Source organism: Lysobacter sp. A286 (assembly GCF_054052105.1).
The window spans coordinates 528,723-546,284 of the sequence record NZ_JBSVRJ010000001.1 but is presented as its reverse complement, the minus strand read 5'-3'; the positions used below and the strand labels follow the sequence as shown (position 1 = coordinate 546,284).

Sequence of the window (17,562 nt, the reverse complement as noted above, 5' to 3'; positions counted from 1 at the left end):
TTCACGTTTTCGCACGCTCGATCCGCTACGCTGCAGCGCAACATTACCAACGAAGGCTTCACATGCCGCTTTACCAGATGCACGAATGGGGTCGCGCGTGGATGGCTCCCATGACCTATTGGGCCGATGCCAGCGCGAAAATGCTCAGTACTCCCAGCAACTTCGCGGGATCCTTGCCCGGCGCCAGCCAGCTCGCGGCGGGCTGCGAGCTGCTGTACCGCATGGGCAAGGACTACGAGAAGCCCGAGTTCGGCATCCATTCCGTCGATATCGACGGCACCACCTACCCGGTGATCGAGCGCGAAATGCTGCACAAGCCGTTCTGCCGGCTGTTGCGGTTCAAGCGCTACGCCGACGATGCGGACAACATCCGCGAGTTGAAGGGGCAACCGCCGGTGCTGGTGGTCGCACCGCTGTCGGGCCATCACAGCACCTTGTTGCGCGATACCGTCACCACCCTGCTGCGCGACCACAAGGTCTACATCACCGACTGGACCGACGCACGCATGGTGGATGCCGGTGAGGGCACGTTCGGGCTGGACGACTACGTTGCCTACATCGAGGAGTTCATCCGCACCATCGGTGCCGACAACCTGCATGTGATCAGCGTCTGCCAACCGACCGTGCCGGTACTGGCGGCGATCTCGTTGATGGCGGCGCGCGGCGAAGCCACCCCACGCTCGATGGTGATGATGGGCGGGCCGATCGACCCACGCGAGAGTCCGACCCAGGTCAACGACCTGGCGGTCCACAAGCCGCTGTCATGGTTCCAGGACAACCTGATCCACGAGGTCCCGCGGAACTATCCCGGCCACGGTCGCAAGGTCTACCCGGGCTTCCTGCAGCACAGTGGATTCATGGCGATGAATCCGGAGCGCCATGCGCAGTCCTATTGGGACTTCTACCAGGACCTGCTCAACGGCGACCTGGACGCTGCCCAGTCACACCGCCGCTTCTACGATGAGTACAACGCGGTGCTCGACATGCCGGCCCAGTACTACCTGGACACGGTCCAGGTGGTGTTCCAGCAACACCTGCTGCCACGCGGCTTGTGGGACGTGGCGGGCGAGCGGGTCGACCCGGGGGCGATCAAGGACACCGCGCTGCTGACCATCGAGGGCGAGCTGGATGACATCTCCGGCCAGGGCCAGACCCGCGCCGCGCACGCACTGTGCACCGGGATCAAGGAGCGCGACCGGGACCACGCCACCATTGAGGGCGCTGGTCACTACGGCATCTTCAGTGGTCGCCGCTGGCGCGGGCAGGTCTACCCGCAGGTACGCGACTTCATCGCCAGGTATGCGGACTGAGGCGCACGTTCTTATCACCCGTGCCGGCCGGTGGCGGACGCTCGGGGATTCAGCCAGAATCGGGATCAACGACTCCTGGAGCCACTACCGTGCCCAAACCACGCCTGCTAGCGACCGCCTTGTTTCTCACTTGCACGTTCGCAGCAACCGCGCAGGAGCCGGAGCCCACCGAGGCGGCGCGGCAGGCAACACCGCCATCGGTCCAGGACATCCTCGACGCCTCGCCCGCGGAGCACTGGCGCACACCTGACCCGGCCAACACCCTGTACATGCAGGTCGCTGGTGGGCGGGTGGTGATCGAATTGGCGCCGCAGTTCGCTCCGCAACACGTCGGCAACATCACCACGCTGGCGAAGGAAGGCTTCTGGGACGGGCTCAGCATCTACCGCTCGCAGGACAACTTCGTGGTCCAGTTTGGCGATCCCGATGCGGACGCGGCCAATGCCAAGTCCCTGGGCACCGCCAAGACCCAGCTGCCGGCCGAGTTCGAGCGTTCGTCGGTGGGTCTGGACTTCCGTGTCCTGCCCGACGTTGACGGCTGGGCGCCGCAAGTAGGGTTTGTCGCGGACTTCCCGGCGGCACGTGACCCCGAGGCCAATGTCGCGTGGATGGCGCATTGCTACGGCGCGCTCGGCGCCGGGCGCGGGATGGCAGCCGACTCCAGCACCGGCGCCGAACTGTACGTGGTCACCGGCCAGTCCCCGCGCCAGCTCGACCGCAACATCACCCTGGTCGGGCGTGTGATCGACGGCATGGAGTTGCTATCGGTGATCCCGCGCGGACCGGAGCCCATGGGTGTCTACGAGGACCCGGATGGGCGTACCGTGATCAACACGATCCAGTTGGCCAGCGAGGTCCCCGCAGATGCACGCAGCGCGCTGCAGGTGCTGCGTACCGACAGCGCAACCTTCGATGCCGTCACCGAAGCGCGCCGCAACCGCGGTGGCGACTGGTACAAGGTATCGGCCGGGCATATCGACCTGTGCAACGTGCTGCTGCCCACCCGGCAGGCGCCTGCCGCCACCCTGTAGCCACGACCTCAGCCGACATCTCGACCGGCTTCGCTGCCCAGCACCTCGTGCTGGAACATGCACATCCGGATCACGCTGCGGTAGCGGCCATCGCTGAAGAACTCATCCACCAGCACGCCCTCGCGTTTGAAGCCTGCCCCTTCGTAGACCCGGATCGCCGCGGCGTTGTCGACGTCCACCAGCAAGTACAGCTTGTACAGGTTGAGCACCCGGAACGCGTAGTTGATGGCGCTGCGGGTGGCGGCCTTGGCGAAGCCACGGCCCTGGTGCTCCGGGGCGATCATGATCAGGAACTCGGCGCGGCGGTGCAGGTGGTCGATCTCCACCAGCTCGACCAGGCCGACCCGCTCGTGCGCCGGGGCCTCGGTTGCCTGCCCGCTGGAATCGTGTCCGGTGGTGAACTGGTGCTCGGCGATGAAGCGCCGCTCGGACTGGTCATGAATGTGCTTGCGGTAGAGCTCTTCCAGCTCGACGAACGACTCGTAGGGCTCCTCGAACCAGTAGCCCATTACGCTGCGGTTGTTGTTCAGGACGTGGACGAAATGCAGGTCGCTGCGCTCAAGCGGGCGCAGGGTCACGACCGGTGCCACCGGGGTTTCGCGCGGATTCTTATCGGATTCCATCGACCAAGCCTAAACGAGTCGAAGGCCAATGCAGGTGAGGACGCTGCAGCCATTACGCTGTCCGTCACGCCATCTTGGCCGCCGCCTGCCTAGCCTGACTCCCCCACACCAGAGACCGCTGCCATGCCCCAGTTACGTATCCGAATCACCGGCAGCGAAGACGATGCGCGCGCGATCGCCAACCTGCTGACCGGCATTCCAGGCATCGAACACGTCGAGGAAATCTCCGGCCTGATGTCGCACATGGATGACCCCGACTCCAGCTCGGCCGGCTTGATCGACAACATGGGTCCGGGCACCCATGTATTGGAGATCGAGGCGCCCGACAACGCCACTGCGGAGAAGGTGCGCGAGACCGTGGAGGCATTGGCGTTTGATCTGGAGGTACTGGTCGAGTTCGAGAGCGCCGAAGCGGAGCAATAACAGCGCTACCAACGACGACCCGGAACGGCCAGTTAACATCGCGGCGCTATCCTTTGGACACTCGCCCTCGACTGGTCCCCATGAGCCGCCAAAACCACGACGACCTGTTTGCCGCGACCGCCGACGCAGTGAATGCGATCGACGGCATCAGGGTCGGCATCGGCGGCTGGACGTACGAGCCCTGGCGCGGCGGCTTCTATCCCGCCGGGCTGGTCCAGCGCCGAGAGCTCGAATACGCCAGTCGCCAGCTCAGCGCGATCGAGATCAACGGCACCTATTACGGCACCCAGAAACCCGAAACCTATGCGCGCTGGGCCAGCGAGACTCCTGCGGGCTTCGTGTTCTCGCTCAAGGCACCCAAGCGGATCATGCAGTCGCGCATGCTGGCCAATGCTGGCGGCCAGGTGGAAGGTTTTCTTGCCGACATCACCGCCCTGGGCGACCGTCTGGGTCCCATTGTCTGGCAGTTCGACCGGGGCACCCAACTCGCCCATGACGACTTCGAGAGGTTCCTCGACCTGCTGCCGCCCCAGGTCGACGGGCATCCGTTGCGCCACGTACTGGACGTACGTGCGCCCGATTTCGTCGATGCCAACTACCTCGCGATGGTTCGCAGCCGCGGCATGGCCACCGTGTTCACCGACTCCAGGGAGTACCCGTCGTTTGCCGACGTGACCGCGGATTTCGTGTACCTGCGGCTGATGCGCTCGCAAGCCGGACTCAGCAGCGGCTACAGCGCCGAAGAGTTGGCGCTTTGGGCCAGGCGCGCGCGCATCTGGGCCGATGGGCGTGAACCCGGGGATGTGCCGCGGATCGGCCCGACCGCCATCGAGACGGACAAGCCGCGCGATGTATTCGTCTTCTTCATCAGCGCGGCCAAGCGCCGCAATCCCGCCGCCGCGATGGCGCTGATCGAGCAGCTTCGCAACTGATCCGACACCACGGCGTGCCCGTCACTTGCGGGCTTTCTGGCTGATCGCCACGCTACCCATGATCAGCGCGCCGGCGACTCCCATCGACAAGGTCACCGGCTCGTCCAGCAACCACCATGCCCAGCCGACCGCGAACAGCGGCACCAGATAGGTGACCGTGACCGCGCGGCTGGCCCCGATGCGCTGCACCAGCCGGTAATACACCGCATAGGCCGCGCCGGTGCACAGCACCCCGAGCAGGATGGCCGACAACCACGCGTTCATCGATACCGATTGTGCCGGCCATTGCGCGACCGCGAACGGCAACGTCAGCAGGGCCGATGCCCCGAGGGTCGCCGCAGCCAATGCGGCCTGTGGCATGCCCGAGAAGTAGCGGCGCAGCATGTGTCCACCAACGCCATACAGGAACGATGCCGTACAGCCCGCCGCAACCGCCCAGCCGATGCTGGCGCCGGCAGTCTCACCGCTGGCCAGCACGGCCACGCCGACAAAACCCACCAACAAGGCGATCGCCCGGCGTACCCCGATTTTCTCGGCGAAGAACAAAAAACCGATCAGGGCGGTGAACAACACCGCGGTGGCATTGGCAATCGCACTGATACCGGCGGGCGCGTGCTGGGCGGCCCAGGCGAACAGGGCAAACGGGATCGCGCAGTTGATCGCGCCCAGCAGGATCACTTTTGGCCAGGCCCTGACCGGGAAGGCTGCACGCCCGCGCCACAGGAACGGCAGCAGTACCAGGGCGCCAAACGCAAGCCGCAATTCCGACAGCACCGCAGTGCCGAACTCGGGCGCGGCAACGCGCTGGAACATGAACGACACACCCCAGATCGCGGCCAGCGCGACCAGCTCCAGCGGCGCCAGCCAGGCACGCTCCGACGTGGCGGTAACGGGAAGGTCGGCAACGCAGGCTTGTGTGGTGGGCATGGCGCGATGGACCGGTCTGGCTTGAATCGAGCCGCTATTGTCCTCCACTGACCCGCCATCGCAAGCGCATAATTGAAGGTTCAGCCATCCAACCTGCCACGCAGTGATGCCATGCCGATGACTCCGCACAACAAGGCGTTCCTGCAGATCCACTTCTGCGTGCTGCTGTGGGGGTTCACGGCGATCCTCGGCAAGCTGATCACGCTTCCGGCCCTGCCGCTGGTGTGGACACGGATGTTGATCGTGGTGGTCGCGCTGGCCTTGCTGCCCAGGGTCTGGCGCGGGCTGCGCGCGATGCCGGCGCGGCTGTTCTGGGCCTACGCCGGCATCGGCGTGCTGGTGGCGCTGCACTGGCTGACCTTCTACGGCGCGATCAAACTGGCCAACGCCTCGGTCGGTGCAACCTGCATGGCACTGGCCACGGTGTTCACCGCGCTGATCGAACCCAGCCTGGCACGTACCCGATTCAATCGACGCGACCTGGCCCTGGGCGTTGGCGTGTTGCCCGGCGTCGCGCTGATCGTCGGCGGAGTCCCTGCCGACATGCGGATCGGCATTGCCGTGGGTGCGCTGTCGGCCTTGTTCGTGGCCCTGTTCGGCTCGCTCAACAAACGACTGGTCCACCACGCCGATCCGTTGACGGTCACCGCGTTGGAACTGGGCGCCGGCACCCTTGCGTTGACGGCATTGGCGCCGGTGATGCCGCTGGTGTTTCCCGCCTTCTCCGGCGACTTGCTGGTGATGCCCGGCAGTCGCGATATGGTCCTGTTACTGGTGCTGGCGCTGGTCTGCACACTGCTTCCGTTCGCGCTGTCGCTGGTTGCATTGCGTCACATGAGCGCCTTCTCCGCCCAGTTGGCCGTCAACCTGGAGCCGGTCTACGCCATCGTGCTGGCCATTTTGCTGTTGGGTGAACAGCACGAACTGACGATGTATTTCTACCTGGGCGTATTGATCATCCTGTCGGCCGTGTTCGTCCATCCGCTGCTGGGCAAGCCGCGCCGGGTCGAGCACCCCGAGATGCTGGTGACGGCGGAATCCAAGAGCGTGGTGGAGTAAACGTGAAACCAGCAAAATCAAACGTATGCTTGTCCCCTCCTCCCGACCAAGACCGCTCCGATGAATCCAGCGCTGCAGCAAGATCTCGCCAAACTGTTCCTGCGGGTCGCTTTGGGGCTACTGATCCTGCTCCATGGACTCTCCAAACTTGACGGCGGTCTGGCGTCCATCACCGGCATGGTCGAGGCGCGCGGCCTGCCCGGCTTCCTGGGCTACGCGGTACTGATCGGCGAGGTGGTAGCGCCGTTGATGGTCCTGATCGGTTTCCACGCGCGGATCGGCGGGCTGCTGATTGCCATCAACATGATCGTCGCCGTCGTTCTCGCTCATGCCGGTCAGCTGGGCAGCATGAGCGGTGGCGGCTGGGCCCTGGAACTGCAGGGAATGTACTTTGTCACCGGGCTGGCGATCGCGTTGCTTGGCCCGGGACGGTTCAGCGTCAACGGCCGATAGCCGCAAACCCGCCTAGATCCGGTTGACCCGGAAGCGGCGACCCTTGATTTTTCCTGCACGCAACCGCGCCAGCGCGGTGTCGGCCTGGTCGCGGGCAATGGCGACGTAGGAACGGGTTGCGAAGACGTCGATCTTGCCCACTGCCGAGGCCGCCAGACCGGCATCGCCGGTCAATGCGCCGACGATATCGCCGGGTCGCAACTTGTCGGTGCGCCCGGCATCGATCCGCAGGGTAACCATGGCCGCCGGCTTCACCCCGGAGGCCTTGCCGGCCAGCGGTGTGCCACGTCGCCAGGCCAGTGCGGTACTCGTATGTTCGGCAATCGCCAGCGCACGGGGTACCTCGCGCGGCGCGCACAGACTCAGGGCCAACCCATCCTTGCCTGCACGACCGGTGCGGCCGATGCGGTGCACGTAGATGTCCGGATCGGTCGGCAGCTCGTAATTGACCACCGCTGCCAGGTCCTCGACGTCAAGCCCACGCGCGGCGACATCGCTGGCGACCAGTACGCTGCAGCTGCGGTTGGCGAAGCGCACCAGGATCTCGTCGCGATCGCGCTGCTCCATGTCGCCATGCAGGGCCAGCGCGGTGAAACCGTAGTGCTCAAGCGACGTGACCACCTCGGCGGTATCGCGGCGCATATTGCAGAACACCACGCAGGACACGGGACGGAACTCAAGCAGCAACGCGGCCAGCAACGGCGTCTTGCGCGCGGACTCGACCTCGTAGAAAAGCTGCTGGATCGGGGCCTGGCTTTCGGCCGCTTCCACGGTGATTTCCAGTGGCTGCTGCAGCATCGCGTTCGCCAGCCCGCGGATGGCATCGGGAAAGGTCGCCGAGAACAACAGGCTTTGACGATCCTTCGGGGTCTTGCCGACGATCTCCTTGATCGGCTCCTCGAAGCCCATGTCGAGCATTCGGTCGGCCTCATCCAGCACCAGAGTGCGCACTCCGCGAAGATGCAGCGCCTTCTTGCGCAGCAGTTCCTGGATGCGTCCGGGCGTGCCGACCACCACCTGCGGGTCGTGGGTCGCCAGTGACGCCAGCTGCGGCCCCAGCGCCATGCCTCCGCACAGCACCGACACCTTCAAGTTGGGGATACCCAGCGCCAGCTTGCGCAGTTGCTTGCCAACCTGGTCGGCGAGCTCCCGCGTGGGGCACAACACCAACGCCTGGGTCTGGATCCGGGCCGGGTCCAGGCGATGCAACAGGCCCAGACCGAACGCCGCGGTCTTGCCGCTGCCGGTGGGCGCCTGCGCAATGACGTCACGGCCATCCAGGATCGCCGGCAACGACTGCGCCTGGATCGGGGTCAGCTGCCGGTATCCCAGCGCCTCCACGCCCTGCATCAGGCTCGTGGGCAGCGATAGCGAAGCGAAGGACGGGTCGGTGGCAGTCTGGGTCATGCGCCATGATCGCAGGTTGCCGGCCGGTCAGGTATTGCGCACGTTCATGCCGGCTGCGACCCTGCACCCTCCCCGCTGACTGAGCCGCAGATGCAAGCATCCGATTTCGAACTCGATCCCGCCCACGACCATGTCGAACTCAACCAGTTGCTCAAGCTGGCCGGGCTGTGCGATAGCGGCGGCGCCGGCAAGGCCATGGTCGCCAGCGGTGCCGTCGCCGTGGATGGCGTGACCGAGTTGCGCAAGACCTGCAAGATCCGCGTGGGCCAGGTTGTCACCTTGGGAGACGCCGAAATCAGGGTGATCCCGGCGTCGTGACCGGTCGTGACCGGTCGTGCCCGGCGACGCGGCTTATCCGCTCGTCGTGCTGCCTCCTGGCGTGCTGCTGCCTGATGCAGTGCCACCGCGATCGCTGGCGACACCGGCGCTACCAGCGGCATCCGGTGCCGCCTGCGCACTGGCCGTCCCGGACGACCATGGCTGGCGGTCATCACCGTCGGCCGCCGCCCGCACGCGGATCCGGTTCTCCACGTGGCGCACGCCGCTGCAGCCATCCGCCAGATCCTCGGCGCGATGTTTCATCCAGCGTTGCGCGACCGTACCGTCCAGCGTTGCGGTGCCATCGACAACCTTGACCTCGATGTCGCTGGCGTCCACATCGTGGTCCCGGCTCAGCCGCTCGCACAGGTCCTCGTTGATGCGACTGTCGGAACGAACGTAGTTTTTGGGCCCCATGCCGCTGTAGCTGCGCCGTTGCGGTCCGCGATAGTCTGCTCCGGCGTAAGCCGTCTGGCTGTAACCCGGGCGGTCGTAATAGTCGGGCTGGGTGTCGCCCGGCATGGCATAACGTTGGGCGTGGCGGGTCACGTTTTCGCCCAGATACGTATCCGGCCCAGCACCGGCATAGCCGGGGCCAGCCTCACGTTCCGTCTGATCCGCGCGAGAACGGGGGTTGGCGTCATGCCGGTACTGGCTCTGGTCTCGTCGCGATCCATGGGGAGCCTGGTTACGGTTGGTCATCCCGTCTCTCCGTTCGTCCATCCATTCACGCCCCGACTGAACCCATTGCGCGCCCATGTCGACGACGTCCTGGGCCATCGCCTTGAGATCATTGCCGACGTTCCTGTTCCTGTCTTGCACCGGTCACCTCCTTCCACTGCGTTGGATGCACCGAGCCTGCTGGCACGTCACCGCAAGCCGCACCTTGGAAGATGGGGCAACGGGTATTAACGCAATGTGGCGGTTGTGTTAGTCGGCTGTATTGGTTACGACGTCGGATTTCCGTTGAGCACGTCGTCGGGCATTTCCAGCGCCGAGTCGTATTCGGACAAAGGGCTCTGCGCCGGGCACTCGCTGTCCGGGAAGCCGAAGCGGTGGCGCAATTGCTGGGCACACTCGCCCATCACCCCCACCTCCCCACCGGGAGCCTGGCAGTCACGTTCGAAAGCCCGGTAAAACGCATCCTTGCGCTGCACGAACGCTTCGCCGCACTGGCGGGTCAACTGGATGCGCTGCAGGTCATCCTCCACCGCGTTCAGGCCGTTCAATCCGTACAGGTCCAACTCGTCATCGGTCAGCAGGCGCAAGCGACGGTTGGGGACGGTCATCATCAGGTCCGCGACGGCAAACGCCACCCCGTTCCGCTGCAGGTATTCGCGCACCTGGGCGTGGACTTCTTCCAGCTCCTGCTGCAGCTCGGCGCGTGAAGTGGCTTTTGACCCGATCCGGATCATCCGGTGTATCCCGACCTTGCCGGCAATCATCCGCATGTCCCCGGCCGCCAGCACCAGCACGCACGAGCTGTGACAGACGGCGTCCTCGCGCACCCAGACCGTCCAGCCCGAGCCACCAATCAGGTCGCCGACGCGGATTGCCTGCTCGATCTGGCCACCGGTGGAGTCGATGTCGAGGATGCGCTTGTCGATGCCCAGGGTGTCGGCAAGCTCCACCACACGTTCGACCAGAGCGGTGAATTCACTGGATATCTTGCCCTGGTAGCGCAACCGCAACAGCCCGGGATCGCTGCACCGGGCCAGCGATCTGCGCATTACCGAATAGCCCAGCGAGAGCAAAGGCTGACCTTCGCCATCGGCATAATCCGAGTCGCAACTGATCCACGCTTCACCGGCGGTCAATGCCATTGGTTGCCAGTCGGTTTCCACCCGCTCGCTGATCCGCTCCGGCGCCACCGGTACGGCGACCGTCGCATCCGATACCGCTCCGCCCGGCGGTTCCACGGCGGCATCTGCGCGGGTCTCGGTGACCGGCGCGGTGGCGTCGACCGGCGCCTGCAGGTTGCAGGCCGCCAATAACAACGTCACGCAGATCGCGGCGAGGCACCGGGGCTTGGACATGCGCGAAAAACCGACAGTCAGGATGGAGGCCCAGTTTAGGGTGCATGGGTTGCACGCGGCTCAACGCCGGATGAACATTTTTCGCTCATCGGCCGTCCTCGTTACACTGCGCCGATGACCTGCTGGTACGTCTACCTGATCGAGTGCCGCGACGGCAGCCTGTATACCGGCATCGCCACCGATGTGGAGCGTCGTTATGCCCAGCATCTGGCGGGCAAAGGCGCGCGCTATACCCGCGCGCACCCTCCGGTGCGACTGATGGCGCGGTTCGAGCACCCCGACCGCAGCAGCGCCAGCCGCGCCGAGTACGCCATCAAGCAGCTCAGCGCCGCCCGCAAACGCGCGTTGTGCGGCGAGGCAAGCCTATCCGTCGCGCCCGATCTCCCCTCTGGCACGCATGCCGACCCGTGAATGGCGCCGCCCGTAGAGGAAGTAGATGGCAAAGCCGACCGCCAGCCAGACGACGAACCGCACCCAGGTCAACGTGGTCAGGTTGAGCATCAGATACGCACACAGCAGCGCCGAGACGATGGGCAACACGGGTGAGAACGGCACCTTGTAGCCGCGGGTCAGGTCGGGGCGCTTGTGACGCAACACCACCACTCCAACGCTGACCAGTACGAACGCGGACAGGGTGCCGATGTTGATCATCTCTTCCAGTATTTCCACGTTGGTGAAGCCCGCCAGCAACGCGACCGCCGCGCCGCTGATCAGCTGCAGGCGCACCGGTGTATGGCGCTTGTCGGAGGTCGCGGCGAGCCAGCGCGGCAACAACCCGTCGCGACTCATCGCCAGCAGCACACGGGACAGGCCCAGCAGCAACACCATGATGACCGTGGTCAGCCCGATCAGGATTCCCACCGAGATCACCTGCGCGGCCCAATCGGCGCCCACGGCAACGAATGCGGTAGCCAGCGATGGATTCTCCGCCGCCGCCAGTACCGTGTACGGCACCATTCCCGTCAGCGCCAGCGATACCAGGATGTACAGCACACTCACCAGCGCCAGTCCGCCGAAGATGCCACGCGGCAAGGTCTTCTGCGGATCCTTGACCTCCTCGGCCGAGGTGGCGACGACGTCAAAGCCGATGAAGGCGAAGAACACCAGCGCCGCCCCCGACAGCACGCCGGCAACACCGTACTGGGCCGGCGCCGCGCCCGTGGCCCATGACACCAGCGATTGCGACCACACATCCGAATCACCTCCACCGGTTGGGACTGCCGGCGGCACGAACGGGGTGAAGTTCTCCACCTTCAGGTAAGTGAAACCGACCACGATGACGAACAGCACGATGCCGACCTTGATCAGGGTGAACACGTTGTTGACCCGGGCCGACAACTGGGTGCCCTGGATCAGCAGCGCGGTAAATACCCCGACGATGAACAAGGGCCCCCAATCCATCCCCAGCCCAAATACGTCGATGGTCGTGGGTATGTGCACATCGAACAGGTCGAACACCGTGCTCAGGTAAATGCCCCAGTACTTGGCGATCACCGCGCCGGCGGTCAGCAACTCCAGGATCAGGTCCCAGCCGATAATCCACGCCAACAACTCGCCCAAGGTGGCGTAGGTATAGGTGTAGGCACTGCCCGCGACCGGGATGGTGGAGGCGAACTCCGCGTAACACATGATCGCCAGCGCACAGGTCACGGCCGCAAGCACGAACGACAGCGTCACCGCCGGCCCCGCGAAGCTGCCTGCCGCGCGGGCGCCGACCGAGAAGATGCCCGCACCGACCGCCACCGCCACACCCAGGATCATCAGGTCCCAGGTGCTCAGCGAGCGCTTGAGCTGGTGGCCTGGCTCGGCCGCATCGGCCATGGATTGCTCGATGGATTTGGTACGGAACAGACTCATGCACTGGATCCTGGCTGGGGCCGACCGGCCGTGACGGCCGCAGATTGGCAACGAGCCAGCCTATAGCGATTTTCACCCGGGGCGAAAGTGACCAAGGCCATGGCACACTTGGGCCAATGAAAATCGTCGAAGTCCATCATCCGCTGGTGCAACACAAACTCGGCCTGCTGCGTCGCGCCGACAACAGCACCAAGTCGTTCCGCGAACTGTCGTCCGAGGTCGCCACCCTGCTTACCTACGAAGCGACGGCCGACCTGGAAACCGAATCGGTCGAAGTGGAAGGATGGGCCGGAGCTCCCATCCGGATACGCCGGATCAAGGGCCGCAAAATCACCCTGGTGCCGATCCTGCGTGCCGGCATCGGGATGCTGCCGGGCGTGTTGGAAATGATCCCGGCGGCCAAGGTCAGCGTGGTCGGCCTGCAACGCGATGAGCAGACCCTGGGCGCGGTCACCTATTACGAGAAACTGGTCGGCAACATGTCCGACCGGACCGCCTTGATCCTCGACCCGATGCTGGCAACTGGCGGCACGCTGATCGCCACCGTCGACATGCTCAAGGCCGCCGGCGCAACGCGGATCAAGGGCCTGTTCCTGGTCGCCGCACCCGAAGGCCTGCGCGCGGCAGAGGCTGCGCATCCGGACCTGGAAATCTACACCGCCTCGATCGACGATCGCCTCAACGAGCGCGGCTATATCCTGCCCGGGCTGGGCGATGCAGGCGACAAGATCTTCGGCACCCGCGCGGACTGACCAGTCTCCGCGGCAGGAGCCCTGGCACGCGCGGCAGGGTGCCCAGGTTGAATTCTGGCCACCCAGGCCCATTTCCGATGCCTGGACTCCACTCCTATCGCAGCATCGGACTCATACGCATGAACGCAAGCACTGAAACTGAAACCCGCCAATTCGAAGCCGAAGTCGCCCAGGTCCTGCACCTGGTCACGCACTCGTTGTATTCGCACAAGGAGATCTTCCTGCGCGAGCTGATCTCCAACGCCTCCGACGCCTGCGACAAGCTGCGCTTCGAGGCGATCGCCCACCCGGAGATGACCGCCGGCGATGGCGAGCTGCATATCGACGTCAGCTGTGACAAGGACGCCCGCACCATCACCATCCGCGACAACGGCATCGGCATGAGCCGCGATGAAGTCGTGGCCAACATCGGCACTATTGCCAGCTCCGGCACACGCCGCTTCCTGGCCGCGATGGGGAACGAGCAGAAGGCCGACGCCCGTTTGATCGGGCAGTTTGGCGTGGGCTTCTATTCCGCCTACGTGGTTGCCGACAAGGTCACCGTACTCACCCGCCGCGCCGACGCGCCGGCGAGCGACGGGGTGAAGTGGGAGAGCGACGGCAAGGGTGAATACACCCTGGAGCCGGTCGAGCTGGCCGAGCGTGGCACCACCGTGGTGCTGCACCTCAAGGCCGATGAGGACGAGTTCCTCGCCGACTGGAAGCTGCGCTCGCTGATCAACCGCTATTCCGACCACGTTGCCTTCCCGATCCGGATGCCCAAGGAAGTGGCCGACAAGGACGAAAGCGACGACGACAAGAACGAGGACGCCACGGCGGCCGACGAATGGGAAACCGTAAACGCCGCCTCCGCGCTGTGGACCAAGCTCAAGTCGGAAATCTCCGACGAGGAATACCAGGGCTTCTACAAGTCGCTCGGCCACGACTTCAACGATGCGTTGGCGTGGGCGCACAACCGCGTCGAAGGCAACCAGAGCTTCACCACTCTGTTGTACCTGCCGTCGCAGCCACCGTTCGACCTGATGATGGGCGGGCGCGATGAGCGCAAGGGGCTGAAGCTCTACATCAAGCGCGTGTTCGTGATGGACGCCGCCGAGGAGCTGCTGCCCAATTACCTGCGTTTCGTGCGCGGGGTGATCGATGCCGACGACCTGCCGCTCAACGTCAGCCGCGAGTTGCTGCAGCACAACCGCCAGCTGGAGCGCATCAAGGCCAGCTGCGTGAAGCGGGTGCTGGACCTGGTCGAGTCGCTGGCACGCAACGAGCCCGAGAAGTTCACCACTTTCTACAAGGCCTTTGGCAACACGCTCAAGGAAGGCATCGGCGAGGATGTCGGCAACCGCGAACGCATCGCCAAGCTGCTGCGTTTCGCTTCCACCAAGGCCGAGGGCAGCAAGCAGACGGTCTCGCTGGACGATTACATCGGCCGCATGACCGAAGGCCAGGACACCATTTGGTTCATCACCGCGGAGAGCCATGCCGCCGCATTCGGCAGCCCGCAGCTGGAAGCATTCAAGGCCAAGGGCGTCGAAGTGCTGTTGATGTCCGACCGCATCGACGAGTGGATGCTCGGCTCGCTGCACGAGTACGACGGCAAGAAGTTGCAGAACGTCGCCAAGGGCGAGTTGCCGCTGGACGAGGATGACAAGGCCAGGCAGGACGCGGCCGTCAAATCCGCGGAACCGCTGGTGGCCAGGCTCAAGACCCTGCTGGGCGACCGCGTCAGCGACGTGCGCGTGTCCGCCCGTCTCACCGACTCGCCTTCCTGCCTGGCGTTGGCCGACTACGACATGGCCCCGCATTTCGCCCGACTGATGCGCGAAGCCGGCCAGGAACTGCCCGAAAGCAAGCCGACGCTGGAGATCAATCCGCAGCACGAACTGCTCAAGCGGGTCGAGGCGGAAACCGACGATGCCAAGGCGCAGGACCTGGCCACGCTGCTGCTGGAGCAGGCCGAGATCGCCGCCGGCGCACCGCTGCCCGATCCTGCCGCATTCGTGCAACGGATGAACCGGGTGTTGCTGGGCTGACCAACATCCCCGCGAAATGACCCATCGTCATTCCTGAAACGACCCCGTCATCCCCGTGAAAGCGGGGATCCAGCGACCTCCAAACCCGCCGGCCTCCGGCGGGTTTTTCATGGGGCTACTTGCCGCCGACCTTCGGCGTGCGATCCGGGACCAAGCGCCCCAGCGCGACGCCGACCAGCTCGCCGATCCGATCAATCGCGATATCGGGTGGAGGCACAAAGGTCTTTCCGATCGCTTCATCGGCGTAATGGCCCTGGCGGACGAATACCGTGGTCAGGCGCGCACCCAGGACCTGCTTCATCTCGGCCAGCAGTCGCGGCTTGTCATCGACCATCACGTAATGGCGCGCCGGAAACCGGCGTTGCACCGCATCTAGCATGTGCTGTTTGTGCAGGTAGATCAGCACCCGGCCGTGCAAGACGTCCCACAGGCCCGAACGCTGGACCTTGCGCGGCTGGAACACCACGTCGCCATCGGACAACACCACCGGCGTGCCGAGCGTGTGCAGATGCCTGACCACCTCCAACGCTTCGGGATAAAGGCGCTGCGCAAACGGGTACTCAAGCAGGAAACCGGACATCTGCAACAGGTCCGGATCCGCGTCCAGACCCTCACGGAAGGCCTGCAAGGTCGCGAGGTAATCGGCATAGCCAAGATCCTCGCGAACGCTGTCGTAAAGCGACCAGTAGCGAGCGGCGTCGTCGGCCCCGAAGTCACGCACCAGGCGTGCGTCAAGATCGGCCTTGAAACCATCGTTGTCGAGCAAGGTATTGTCGACGTCGAGCAGGAATACGACGTCGGCGGGAGGTTCGGGCTTCAGCATGGGGTTCGCCTGTGTTTCCACCACCCTGCCCGGGTGCCCGTAAACACGGTGTCTGCTTGCCCTCCAAGCGTGGGAGCAGAGCCGGCTTTACGGATGGAGGGCAATTTCATGAGGATGTCGACAAGCTATATTGTCGACCGCCTCAAAAAACGGTACCGGAAGCATGAAACGTCGCGAATTCCTGATCACCGGCATCGCCGGCGGCACCCTGGCTGCTGCCGGGGTCTGGACACCCGCCTTTGCCCGGCCGCGCAGCAAACTGCGGCTGGGCATGATCGGTACCGGCTTGCGTGGCCAGAGCCTGATGGGTTCGTTGCTGGGACGCAGTGATGTCGACCTGGTGGCGCTGTGTGATATCGAGCCGATCATGCTGGGCCGCGCCGTTGCGGCAATCGAGAAGGCCGGCAAGCCGAAGCCGAAGACCTTTGGCGCCGACGGCGATGTGCATGCCTACCGCGGATTGCTGGAGATGGATGACCTGGATGGTGTGATCATCGCCACACCGTGGGAATGGCACGCGCCCATGGCGATCGACGCGATGCAGGCAAAAATACCTGTCGGTTGCGAAGTGGTCGCCGGCATCACCCTGCAGGACCACTGGGACGTGCTGCGCACACAGCAGAAAACCGGCACGCCCTACATGCTGCTGGAGAACGTCTGCTACCGCCGCGATGTGATGGCAGCGCTCAACATGGCTCGCCAGGGCGTGTTCGGCGAGATCGTCCATCTGCAGGGCGGCTACCAGCACGACCTGCGCGGGGTGGGTTTCAACTCCGGCAACCCCGACGAGCCGTATGACAGCGGCGTGGAGTACGGCGACAAGGGCTGGTCGGAGGCGCGCTGGCGGACGCAGCATTCGATCGACCGCAACGGTGACCTGTATCCCAGCCATGGCATCGGGCCGTGCGCGCACCTTGCCAATATCAATCGTGGCAACCGGTTTACCCGGATCAACTCGTTCGCCAGCAAGGCCCGTGGCCTGCACGACTACATCGTCGACAAGGCAGGCCCAAACCATCCCAACGCAACACTGGAGTTCGCCCGTGGCGACGTGGTCACCACCCAGATCGCCTGCGAGAACGGCGAGACCATCATGTTGCAACTGGACGTCTCGCTACCGCGTCCCTACTCGCTCGGCTTCCGCGTGCAGGGCACCGAGGGATTGTGGATGGACGTCAACAAGGGCGTCCACATCGAGGGCAAAAGCCCGCCACACAAATGGGACGACGCCCAGGAATGGTTCCGCAAGTACGACCATCCACTGTGGAAGAAATATGCCGAGACCGCGGCGGGCGCGGGACACGGCGGGATGGACTGGTTCGTACTCAACGGCTTCGTGGAGGCTTTGAAAGCCGGCGACGCGATGCCGATCGACATCTACGACGCCGTCACCTGGAGCGCGATCACCCCATTGTCGGAGCAATCGATTGCCGGGAACTTCGAGACCCTCGACTTCCCGGACTTCACCGAGGGCCGGTGGAAGAACCGCAAACCGATCTTCGCGCTGGATACCGGTTACTGACTTCACTCCCCCCGATTGCCACGCCAGCCTGCGCGCGGCAACCGGGAACGTGCTGACGC

General features: G+C 64.7%; 18 protein-coding genes. 11 read left to right on the top strand and 7 right to left on the bottom strand.

Annotated features, from left to right (window positions below):
* Positions 1-62: 62 nt before the first annotated feature.
* Together ACW7G0_RS02605 and ACW7G0_RS02600 are read left to right on the top strand one after the other, a co-directional pair.
* The gene (locus tag ACW7G0_RS02605; RefSeq protein ID WP_456987444.1) at positions 63-1,310 is read left to right on the top strand and encodes a polyhydroxyalkanoate depolymerase; all 1,248 of its coding nucleotides are present in this window, start codon (positions 63-65) and stop codon (positions 1,308-1,310) included.
* Between the two features lie 119 nt (positions 1,311-1,429).
* Positions 1,430-2,341, top strand: coding sequence for a peptidylprolyl isomerase (locus tag ACW7G0_RS02600; RefSeq protein WP_456989433.1), 912 nt, complete (start codon positions 1,430-1,432; stop codon positions 2,339-2,341).
* 8 nt (positions 2,342-2,349) lie between these two features.
* Here ACW7G0_RS02600 and speG read toward each other — a convergent pair whose 3' ends face one another.
* Positions 2,350-2,964 (bottom strand): spermidine N1-acetyltransferase, encoded by a 615-nt coding sequence (gene speG / locus ACW7G0_RS02595; RefSeq protein ID WP_456987443.1) that lies wholly within the window; start codon positions 2,962-2,964, stop codon positions 2,350-2,352.
* A gap of 123 nt (positions 2,965-3,087) precedes the next feature.
* On the opposite strand from speG, the gene ACW7G0_RS02590 reads away from it, so the two are divergent.
* Both ACW7G0_RS02590 and ACW7G0_RS02585 read left to right on the top strand, forming a co-directional pair.
* Positions 3,088-3,387: a hypothetical protein gene (locus ACW7G0_RS02590; RefSeq protein ID WP_456987442.1), complete on the top strand. Its 300-nt coding sequence runs from the start codon at positions 3,088-3,090 to the stop codon at positions 3,385-3,387.
* An 80-nt stretch (positions 3,388-3,467) separates the two neighbouring features.
* Positions 3,468-4,319 (top strand): DUF72 domain-containing protein, encoded by an 852-nt coding sequence (locus ACW7G0_RS02585; protein ID WP_456987440.1) that lies wholly within the window; start codon positions 3,468-3,470, stop codon positions 4,317-4,319.
* A 21-nt stretch (positions 4,320-4,340) separates the two neighbouring features.
* Here the strand turns inward: ACW7G0_RS02585 and ACW7G0_RS02580 are convergent, their stop codons facing one another.
* Positions 4,341-5,246 carry a DMT family transporter gene (locus tag ACW7G0_RS02580; protein WP_456962152.1) on the bottom strand — a complete coding sequence of 302 codons (906 nt, stop codon included), beginning with the start codon at positions 5,244-5,246 and terminating at the stop codon, positions 4,341-4,343.
* A 111-nt stretch (positions 5,247-5,357) separates the two neighbouring features.
* Between ACW7G0_RS02580 and ACW7G0_RS02575 the strand changes: the two genes are divergently transcribed.
* Together ACW7G0_RS02575 and ACW7G0_RS02570 are read left to right on the top strand one after the other, a co-directional pair.
* Positions 5,358-6,305: a DMT family transporter gene (locus ACW7G0_RS02575; protein ID WP_456987439.1), complete on the top strand. Its 948-nt coding sequence runs from the start codon at positions 5,358-5,360 to the stop codon at positions 6,303-6,305.
* Between the two features lie 60 nt (positions 6,306-6,365).
* A complete protein-coding gene (locus ACW7G0_RS02570; RefSeq protein WP_456987437.1) occupies positions 6,366-6,758 on the top strand; it encodes a DoxX family protein in 393 nt (130 codons plus the stop codon).
* A gap of 12 nt (positions 6,759-6,770) precedes the next feature.
* On the opposite strand, the gene dbpA is transcribed toward ACW7G0_RS02570, so the two are convergent.
* Entirely contained in the window at positions 6,771-8,165 is a 1,395-nt protein-coding gene (gene dbpA / locus ACW7G0_RS02565) for an ATP-dependent RNA helicase DbpA (protein WP_456987435.1), read from the bottom strand.
* 90 nt (positions 8,166-8,255) lie between these two features.
* Between dbpA and ACW7G0_RS02560 the strand changes: the two genes are divergently transcribed.
* Positions 8,256-8,483: an RNA-binding S4 domain-containing protein gene (locus ACW7G0_RS02560; RefSeq protein ID WP_456962156.1), complete on the top strand. Its 228-nt coding sequence runs from the start codon at positions 8,256-8,258 to the stop codon at positions 8,481-8,483.
* 33 nt (positions 8,484-8,516) lie between these two features.
* Here ACW7G0_RS02560 and ACW7G0_RS02555 read toward each other — a convergent pair whose 3' ends face one another.
* Positions 8,517-9,305 (bottom strand): BON domain-containing protein, encoded by a 789-nt coding sequence (locus ACW7G0_RS02555; RefSeq protein WP_456987433.1) that lies wholly within the window; start codon positions 9,303-9,305, stop codon positions 8,517-8,519.
* A 125-nt stretch (positions 9,306-9,430) separates the two neighbouring features.
* The gene (locus ACW7G0_RS02550) at positions 9,431-10,519 is read right to left on the bottom strand and encodes a hypothetical protein (RefSeq protein WP_456987431.1); all 1,089 of its coding nucleotides are present in this window, start codon (positions 10,517-10,519) and stop codon (positions 9,431-9,433) included.
* A 114-nt stretch (positions 10,520-10,633) separates the two neighbouring features.
* Here ACW7G0_RS02550 and ACW7G0_RS02545 point away from each other — a divergent pair, with 114 nt between their 5' ends.
* Positions 10,634-10,930 carry a GIY-YIG nuclease family protein gene (locus tag ACW7G0_RS02545; protein ID WP_456987429.1) on the top strand — a complete coding sequence of 99 codons (297 nt, stop codon included), beginning with the start codon at positions 10,634-10,636 and terminating at the stop codon, positions 10,928-10,930.
* Here the strand turns inward: ACW7G0_RS02545 and ACW7G0_RS02540 are convergent.
* Positions 10,883-12,376 carry an amino acid permease gene (locus ACW7G0_RS02540; RefSeq protein WP_456987427.1) on the bottom strand — a complete coding sequence of 498 codons (1,494 nt, stop codon included), beginning with the start codon at positions 12,374-12,376 and terminating at the stop codon, positions 10,883-10,885. The two genes, ACW7G0_RS02545 and ACW7G0_RS02540, sit on opposite strands and share 48 nt — an antisense overlap.
* A gap of 116 nt (positions 12,377-12,492) precedes the next feature.
* Between ACW7G0_RS02540 and upp the strand changes: the two genes are divergently transcribed.
* Together upp and htpG are read left to right on the top strand one after the other, a co-directional pair.
* Entirely contained in the window at positions 12,493-13,128 is a 636-nt protein-coding gene (gene upp, locus ACW7G0_RS02535; protein WP_456987426.1) for a uracil phosphoribosyltransferase, read from the top strand.
* A 119-nt stretch (positions 13,129-13,247) separates the two neighbouring features.
* Complete coding sequence (gene htpG, locus ACW7G0_RS02530; RefSeq protein ID WP_456987424.1) at positions 13,248-15,158, top strand: molecular chaperone HtpG; 1,911 nt, start codon at positions 13,248-13,250, stop codon at positions 15,156-15,158.
* A gap of 115 nt (positions 15,159-15,273) precedes the next feature.
* On the opposite strand, the gene ACW7G0_RS02525 is transcribed toward htpG, so the two are convergent.
* Positions 15,274-15,981 carry an HAD family hydrolase gene (locus tag ACW7G0_RS02525; RefSeq protein WP_456987423.1) on the bottom strand — a complete coding sequence of 236 codons (708 nt, stop codon included), beginning with the start codon at positions 15,979-15,981 and terminating at the stop codon, positions 15,274-15,276.
* Positions 15,982-16,144: 163 nt separating this feature from the next.
* Between ACW7G0_RS02525 and ACW7G0_RS02520 the strand changes: the two genes are divergently transcribed.
* Complete coding sequence (locus ACW7G0_RS02520) at positions 16,145-17,503, top strand: Gfo/Idh/MocA family protein (RefSeq protein WP_456987421.1); 1,359 nt, start codon at positions 16,145-16,147, stop codon at positions 17,501-17,503.
* Positions 17,504-17,562 lie beyond the last annotated feature (59 nt).

Excerpts from the sequence above, each read along its gene's own strand:
- ACW7G0_RS02525 (WP_456987423.1), bottom strand. The coding sequence starts at position 15,981 with ATGCTGAAGCCCGAACCTCCCGCCGACGTCGTATTCCTGCTCGACGTC.
- htpG (WP_456987424.1), top strand. The coding sequence starts at position 13,248 with ATGAACGCAAGCACTGAAACTGAAACCCGCCAATTCGAAGCCGAAGTC.
- ACW7G0_RS02545 (WP_456987429.1), top strand. The coding sequence starts at position 10,634 with ATGACCTGCTGGTACGTCTACCTGATCGAGTGCCGCGACGGCAGCCTG.
- ACW7G0_RS02570 (WP_456987437.1), top strand. The coding sequence starts at position 6,366 with ATGAATCCAGCGCTGCAGCAAGATCTCGCCAAACTGTTCCTGCGGGTC.
- ACW7G0_RS02550 (WP_456987431.1), bottom strand. The coding sequence starts at position 10,519 with ATGTCCAAGCCCCGGTGCCTCGCCGCGATCTGCGTGACGTTGTTATTG.
- ACW7G0_RS02540 (WP_456987427.1), bottom strand. The coding sequence starts at position 12,376 with ATGAGTCTGTTCCGTACCAAATCCATCGAGCAATCCATGGCCGATGCG.
- ACW7G0_RS02520 (WP_456987421.1), top strand. The coding sequence starts at position 16,145 with ATGAAACGTCGCGAATTCCTGATCACCGGCATCGCCGGCGGCACCCTG.
- ACW7G0_RS02590 (WP_456987442.1), top strand. The coding sequence starts at position 3,088 with ATGCCCCAGTTACGTATCCGAATCACCGGCAGCGAAGACGATGCGCGC.
- ACW7G0_RS02585 (WP_456987440.1), top strand. The coding sequence starts at position 3,468 with ATGAGCCGCCAAAACCACGACGACCTGTTTGCCGCGACCGCCGACGCA.
- ACW7G0_RS02560 (WP_456962156.1), top strand. The coding sequence starts at position 8,256 with ATGCAAGCATCCGATTTCGAACTCGATCCCGCCCACGACCATGTCGAA.
- ACW7G0_RS02575 (WP_456987439.1), top strand. The coding sequence starts at position 5,358 with ATGCCGATGACTCCGCACAACAAGGCGTTCCTGCAGATCCACTTCTGC.
- ACW7G0_RS02580 (WP_456962152.1), bottom strand. The coding sequence starts at position 5,246 with ATGCCCACCACACAAGCCTGCGTTGCCGACCTTCCCGTTACCGCCACG.
- speG (WP_456987443.1), bottom strand. The coding sequence starts at position 2,964 with ATGGAATCCGATAAGAATCCGCGCGAAACCCCGGTGGCACCGGTCGTG.
- upp (WP_456987426.1), top strand. The coding sequence starts at position 12,493 with ATGAAAATCGTCGAAGTCCATCATCCGCTGGTGCAACACAAACTCGGC.
- ACW7G0_RS02605 (WP_456987444.1), top strand. The coding sequence starts at position 63 with ATGCCGCTTTACCAGATGCACGAATGGGGTCGCGCGTGGATGGCTCCC.
- dbpA (WP_456987435.1), bottom strand. The coding sequence starts at position 8,165 with ATGACCCAGACTGCCACCGACCCGTCCTTCGCTTCGCTATCGCTGCCC.